Genomic DNA, 7,130 nt, shown 5'->3' with positions numbered 1-7,130 from the left:
AACGCGTATCTGGATGCGTTGGCGGAGTTGCGGCGTAGTGAGGGTTTGCCGGCGACGTCGATCGCGTGGGGGCCCTGGGCCGACGACGGCATGGCGGTCAGCAGCGCCGAAGTGGGCCGCACGCTCCGGCGTACCGGCATGCTCCCGATGGACCCGGAACTGGCGGTGAGCGCTCTGGAGCGGGCACTCGCCCTGGACGACACGGCAGTCGCGGTCGTCGACGCCGACTGGAAGCGCTTCGCCAGCACCTTCGAAGCCCGGCAGTTGTCCCGCATGCTCGGCGGGATACTGGAAGCCGGCCAGCTGGCAGCCGCGGAGGAGGGGGCCGCGGAAGACGCCCCCGTCCAAGGGGCCTCCGCCCTGGTGCGCAAGCTGGAAGGACTGCCGCCGGCCGAACGGCAACGGGTCGTGCTCGAACTCGTACGCGCCCATGTCGCCGCCGTCCTCGGCCACACCGGAGCCGAGGCGATCGCGCCGGGCCGCGCGTTCACGGAGATCGGCTTCGACTCACTGACCGCGGTGAATCTGCGCAACAGGCTCACCGAAGCCACCGACATGCGGCTCTCGGCAACACTGGTCTTCGACTACCCCACGCCGGCCGCACTCGCCGAGTACCTGCTCACCGAACTGCTCGGCTCGCGCGAGAACAGTGAGGACAGCGAGGGCGCAGCCGACGCCTCGCTCCCGGGCACGGCCGCTGACGACGACCCCATGGCCGTCGTGGCGATGAGCTGCCGCTTCCCCGGAGGCGCCGGGTCCGCCGAGGAGCTGTGGGACCTGCTCTCCGCGGGCGAGGACGCCGTGTCCGACTTCCCGGCTGACCGTGGGTGGGACCTCGACGGCCTGTACGACGCCGATCCCGACGCGACCGGGAAGAGCTACGTGCGCGAAGGCGCCTTCCTCGCCGAGGTCAGCGGATTCGATGCCGAGTTCTTCGGGATCTCGCCGCGTGAGGCGCTGGCGATGGACCCGCAGCAGCGACTCCTCCTGGAGACCGCCTGGGAACTCTGGGAGCGGGCCGGCATCGACCCCGAGTCCGTGCGGGGCAGCCGTACGGGCGTGTTCATCGGCACGAACGGCCAGGAGTACGTCTCCCTCGCGGACAAGGCGCCCGAGGTCTCCGAGGGGTACGTCGCCACCGGTAACGCGGCCAGTGTCGTCTCGGGCCGCATCTCCTACACCTTCGGCCTCGAAGGCCCGGCGGTCACCGTGGACACCGCGTGCTCCTCGTCCCTGGTGGCCCTGCACCTGGCCGCACAGTCGCTGCGCCAGGGCGAATGCAGCCGCGCGATCGTGGGCGGCGTCTCGCTGATGGTGTCTCCGCGCGGCTTCATCGAGTTCAGCCGGCAGCGTGGGCTGGCCGCGGACGGCCGGTGCAAGCCGTTCGCGGCTGCCGCGGACGGTACGGGGTGGGGTGAGGGTGTCGGTCTGCTCCTGCTGGAGCGGTTGTCGGACGCCCGGCGCCACGGGCATCAGGTGCTGGCGGTGGTGCGGGGTTCGGCGGTCAATCAGGATGGTGCGAGTAATGGTCTGACGGCGCCGAACGGTCCTTCGCAGCAGCGGGTGATCAGGGCGGCGTTGGAGAGCGCGGGGCTTTCGGCGGCTGAGGTGGACGCGGTCGAGGCGCACGGTACGGGTACCCGGCTGGGGGACCCGATCGAGGCGCAGGCGCTGCTGGCCACCTACGGGCAGGACCGTCCGGAGGATCAGCCGTTGTGGCTGGGTTCGATCAAGTCGAACATCGGGCACACCCAGGCCGCTGCCGGAGTGGCCGGAATCATCAAGATGGTCCTGGCGATGCGGCACGGCGTACTGCCCGCGATGCCGAACGTGGATGAGCCCACGTCGCACGTCGACTGGTCCTCCGGCGCACTGCGGCTGCTGACGGGGTCCACGCCGTGGCCCGAGGCCGGGCGGCCCCGCAGGGCGGGGGTCTCTTCGTTCGGGGTGAGCGGTACGAACGCGCACGTGATCCTTGAGCAGGCGCCGGCCGCGCTTTCCGCCGAGCATTCAGGTCCGGGCTTCGGCCCCGGCGCCGAGGTGGAGCCGGCGCAGGCGGTGGCGCGACCGGTCATGGTCCCGTGGGTGGTGTCGGGCAAGTCCGAGGCGGCGTTGCGGGCGCAGGCCGAGCGGCTGCGGTCCTTCGCGGAGGGACGGCCGGCGTCGACGGTGCCGGACGTCGGGTACTCCCTGGCAACGGCACGGTCCGTGTTCGAGCACAGGGCCGTGGTTCTGGGCAGCGACCGTGAGGGTCTGGTGGAGCGGCTGACCGCCCTGGCGCAGGGTGAGGAGGCGCCGGGGCTCGTCCGGGGTGTCGCGGCAGGTGCGGATGGCCGAGTGGCGTTCGTGTTCCCGGGTCAGGGTTCGCAGTGGCTGGGTATGGCGGCGGAACTGCTGGAGTCGTCGGCGGTGTTCGCCGGCCGGGTGGCGGAGTGCGGTGCGGCGTTGGCTCCGTTCGTGGACTGGTCGTTGACCGAGATTCTGCGTGACGCTTCCCAGGACGAGGCGTGGCTGGGTGAAGTCGATGTGGTGCAGCCGGTGTTGTGGGCTGTGATGGTGTCGTTGGCCGAGGTGTGGCGGTCGGTGGGTGTCGTACCGGCTGCCGTGGTGGGTCACTCGCAGGGTGAGATCGCGGCCGCGTGTGTGGCGGGTGCCTTGTCGTTGCAGGACGGGGCGCGGGTGGTCGCGCTGCGGAGTAAGGCGCTCAAGGTTCTGTCCGGCCGGGGCGGGATGGTCTCGGTCTCCCTGGGCGAGGCGGCCGTCGGTGACCTCCTGGCGCGCTGGGAGGGCCGGGTCTCGCTGGCCGCCGTGAACGGTCCCGGCGTGGTGGTGGTGTCCGGTGACGCGGACGCCCTGGACGAACTGCTCGATGCCTGCGAGGCGGACGGGGTACGGGCGCGGCGGATCGCGGTGGACTACGCCTCGCACTGCGCGCACGTCGAGGAGATCGAGGCTGTCCTTGCGCGGGAGTTGGCGGATGTCTCCCCGCGTACGGCGTCGGTGCCGTTCTACTCGACGGTGACCGGCGGAGTGCTGGACACGTCAGGTCTGGATGCGGGCTACTGGTATCGCAATCTGCGGCAGACGGTGCGTTTCGCGGAGACGGTGGACGCGCTGCTGGCCGACGGGTTCCGGCTGTTCGTGGAGTCAAGCGCTCACCCGGTCCTCACGATGGGCGTCGAGCAGACCGCCGAGGCCCATGACACCGCAGTGACGGCGGTGGGTTCTCTGCGCCGGGGCGAGGGCGGTCTGGAGCGCTTCCTCACCTCGGCCGCCGAAGCCTTCGTCGGTGGCGCGGCCGTCGACTGGGCCACCCTGTTCGAGGGGACGGGCGCGCGCCGCGTCGAGTTGCCCACGTACGCCTTCCAGCACCAGCGCTACTGGATCGAACCGTCCGCCGCCGTGCGGGGTGACGTCAGCTCCGCCGGGCTCTCGGCCGCCGATCATCCCCTGCTGGGCGCGGCCGTCACCCTTCCGGCGACCGGCGGTGCGCTGCTGACGGGTCGGCTTTCGCTGCGGACGCATCCCTGGCTCGCCGATCACGCGCCGTTCGGCAGGCCGATGCTGCCGGCCTCCGTGTTCGTGGAGTTGGCGCTGCGGGCGGGCGACGCGGTCGGCTGCGGCCGGCTGGAGGACCTGACGCCGTCGACGCCGCTCGTGCTCCCCGACACCGGAGCGGTCCAGCTTCAGGTCGTCGTCGGTGGAGCGGATGATTCCGGGCACCGGACGGTGGAGATCTACTCGCGGATCGAGGACGGCGCGTCGGACGCCGCCTGGGCCCGGCACGCCACCGGTCTCTTCGCGGCGGGCATGCCGGCGGCGCCGGAGACGCCCCGTCTCCGCGAGTGGCCGCCGGCGGACGCCGAGCCGATCGACGTGGAGCGGCTGTACGCGGACGCCGAGACGAATGGCGGCGTGGTGTACGGCCCCGCCCTCCGCGGACTGCGCCGAGCCTGGCGCAAGGGTCAGGAGGTCTTCGCCGAGGTGGCCCTGGACGAGGCCCAGCGCGCGGACGCCGGCGGTTTCGGTGTGCACCCGGCGCTGCTGGATGCCTCCCTGCACGCGGCGGGCAGCCTGTCGGTCGCGGATGCCGACTCGGCGGTGCTTCCGCACCAGTGGACCAATGTGTCCCTGTACGCCACCGGTGCGACCACGCTGCGCGTGCGTCTTACGCCGGCGGCTCCGGAGGGCGTCTCGCTGCTGCTGACCGACGAAGCGGGCCGGGTCGTGGCCGAAGCCGACGCGGTGACGGCCAGGGCGGTGACGGCGGACGACGTGGCCGGTCACGGCCTGATTCCGCAGAAGTCGCTGTTCCGGGTGGAGTGGACGGATCTGCCCTCCGCCCCCCGGGACACCGCTGACGGCGGTCCCCGCTGGACGGCTGTCGGACCCGGCGCCACGGCGCTTCGCGCTCTCCTGCACGACGGCACCGGCCGCACCGACGCGAACGTCGTATCCCACGACGGCGTACCCGAGGTGCTGGCCCCCGGTGACCCGTCGGGTGAGGGCGTGCCCGGAGTCGTCCTGGCACCCTTCTTCTCCGCCGGTGCTGAGGGTGCTGGTGGTGGGGTGGATCCGGCGGGTGTGCGGTCGGGTGTGCGGCGGGTGCTGGGGTTGTTGCAGGGGTGGCTGGCGGAGGAGCGTCTGGCCGGGTCCCGGTTGGTGGTGGTGACGCGGGGAGCGGTGGCGGCTGTTTCCGGTGAGGGTGTGGAGGACTTGGCGGCGGCCGCGGTGTGGGGTCTGGTGCGGTCGGCCCAGGCGGAACACCCCGGCCGGTTCGTGCTGGTGGATCTGGACGGGGAGGGGGTGCCCGCCGGGGTGCTGGAGGCGGTACTCGCCGGTGACGAGCCGCAGATCGCCGTACGGGAGGGCCGGGTGTACGTCCCGCGCCTCGTCAGGGCGACGGCACCCGCTTCCCTGGTGCCCTCTCCTCTCCCGGACCCCGCCGTCGCGAACATCGCTGACGAGGGTTCCTCGGGACCCGCGGTCGTGCCGGGGCAGCTGAAGACGCCCGGATCGGCCACCGTGTGGGACCCCGAGGGGTCCGTGCTGATCACCGGCGCCAGCGGTGTGCTGGGACGTCTGGTGGCGAAACACCTCGTGACCGCCCACGGGGTCCGCAGCGTGGTACTGGCCTCCCGCCGGGGCAGGGACGTACCAGGAGCGGCGGAGCTTGAGCACGACCTGGCCGAACACGGCGCCAGCGTGGTGTTCGAGACGTGCGACGTGGCGGACCGCGAGGCGCTGGCCGGTCTGCTGGCCCGCGTTCCCGACGACCGTCCGCTGCGCGGAGTGGTGCACGCGGCGGGTGTGCTGGACGACGGTCTGGTGGAGTCGCTGACGCCTGAACGGCTCGACGCGGTACTGCGCCCCAAGACCGACGCCGCCCTGCACCTTCACGAGTTGACCGCGGGGATGGGACTCACCGCGTTCGTACTGTTCTCCTCGGCGGCCGCGACCTTCGGCGCCGCGGGCCAGGGCAACTACGCGGCGGCCAACATGTTTCTGGACGCCCTGGCGGCGCACCGCCGGGCACTTGGCCTTCCCGCGGTCTCGCTGGCCTGGGGTTTCTGGGCCGAGCGCAGTGACATGACCGGCCACCTGGGCGAGGTCGACATGGCCCGCATGGCCCGGTTCGGGATGTCCCCGTTGCCCGCCGAGGAAGGTCTGGCCCTGTTCGACCTCGCGGCCACCATGGAGGACTCCCTCCTCGTGCCGACCCGGATGGATGTCGCGGTACTGCGGCAACACGCACGACCCGGGACCGTACCCGCGATCCTGCGGCGGCTCATCGGGACCCCGGCCCGCCGGGTGGTCGAGGCGGCCGACGACAGCGGCACCCCGGCTCTCCAGCGGCGGCTCTCCGGCCTCGCGCCGGCGGAGCGGGAAGAGGCCGTGCTTGAGCTGGTGACGGACAGCGTGGCGGCCGTCCTGGGCCACAAGGAAGCGGACACGATCGCCGTGGGGCGCGCGTTCAAGGACCTCGGCTTTGACTCGCTCACCGCGGTGGAACTGCGTAACCGGCTGAACGCCGCGACCGGTCTCCGGTTCTCGGCCACGCTCGTCTTCGACTACCCCACCCCGGCTGCCGCGGCCCGCCACATTCTCGGCGAGATGATGGGGCCGGACCAAGAGAACAGCGAGCGGCCCACCGCCGGTTCGCACCTGGAGGCCGTGCCGGCGCGGGGAGCCACCGACGACGACCTGATCGCCATCGTCGGAATGGCCTGCCGCTTCCCGGGCGACGTCCGTACCCCCGAAGACCTGTGGCAGCTGCTGGTCAGCGACGGGGACGCGGTGTCCGGCCTGCCCACCGACCGTGGCTGGGATCTGGAGGCGCTCTATCACCCGGACCCCGATCACAAGGGCACCGCGTATGCCCGTGAGGGCGGGTTCCTGTACGAGGCGGGGGAGTTCGATCCGGCGTTCTTCGGGATCTCGCCGCGTGAGGCGCTGGCGATGGACCCGCAGCAGCGACTGCTGCTGGAGACGTCCTGGGAGGCATTGGAGCGGGCCGGGATCGACCCGGCCTCCGTCCGCGGAAGCCAGACCGGCGTGTTCTGCGGACTCACGTACCACGACTACGGGGACGTGGTGCAGCAGGCCGGGGAGGCCTCGGAGGGCTACCTGATGACGGGCAACGCGGGAAGCGTGGCCTCGGGCCGTATCTCCTACACGTTCGGTTTCGAGGGTCCCGCGGTGACGGTGGACACCGCGTGCTCGTCCTCGCTGGTGGCGCTGCACTGGGCGTCCCACGCACTGCGGCAGGGCGAGTGCTCGATGGCCCTGGCGGGTGGAGCGACGGTCATGGCGAGCCCGGGTGCCTTCGTCGAGTTCAGTCGGCAGCGGGGCCTCGCCCCGGACGGACGCTGCAAGCCCTTCGCGGCTGCCGCGGACGGCACCGGCTGGGCCGAGGGCGTCGGCATGCTGCTGCTGGAACGACTGTCCGACGCACGGCGCAACGGACACCCGGTACTTGCCGTGGTCCGGGGCTCCGCCCTGAACCAGGACGGCGCGAGTAACGGCCTGTCCGCACCGAACGGTCCTTCGCAGCAGCGGGTGATTCGGGCGGCGTTGGAGAGCGCCGGGGTCGCGGCGGCTGAGGTGGACGCGGTCGAGGCGCACGGTAC

Annotated in this window: 1 protein-coding gene; it reads left to right on the top strand. The window is 72.1% G+C overall.

Annotated elements, in window-relative coordinates:
* Positions 1–45: 45 nt before the first annotated feature.
* Positions 46–7,130, top strand: a 7,085-nt coding sequence (locus AB0J21_RS33490) for an SDR family NAD(P)-dependent oxidoreductase (RefSeq protein ID WP_363149951.1), incomplete at its 3' end; no start/stop codon positions are given.

Origin of the sequence: Streptomyces sp. NPDC049954, from assembly GCF_040656295.1 — a bacterium.
Taxonomy (GTDB): domain Bacteria; phylum Actinomycetota; class Actinomycetes; order Streptomycetales; family Streptomycetaceae; genus Streptomyces.
The sequence above is the reverse complement of the archived record's forward strand: the minus strand, read 5'-3'. Positions and strand labels throughout refer to the sequence as shown.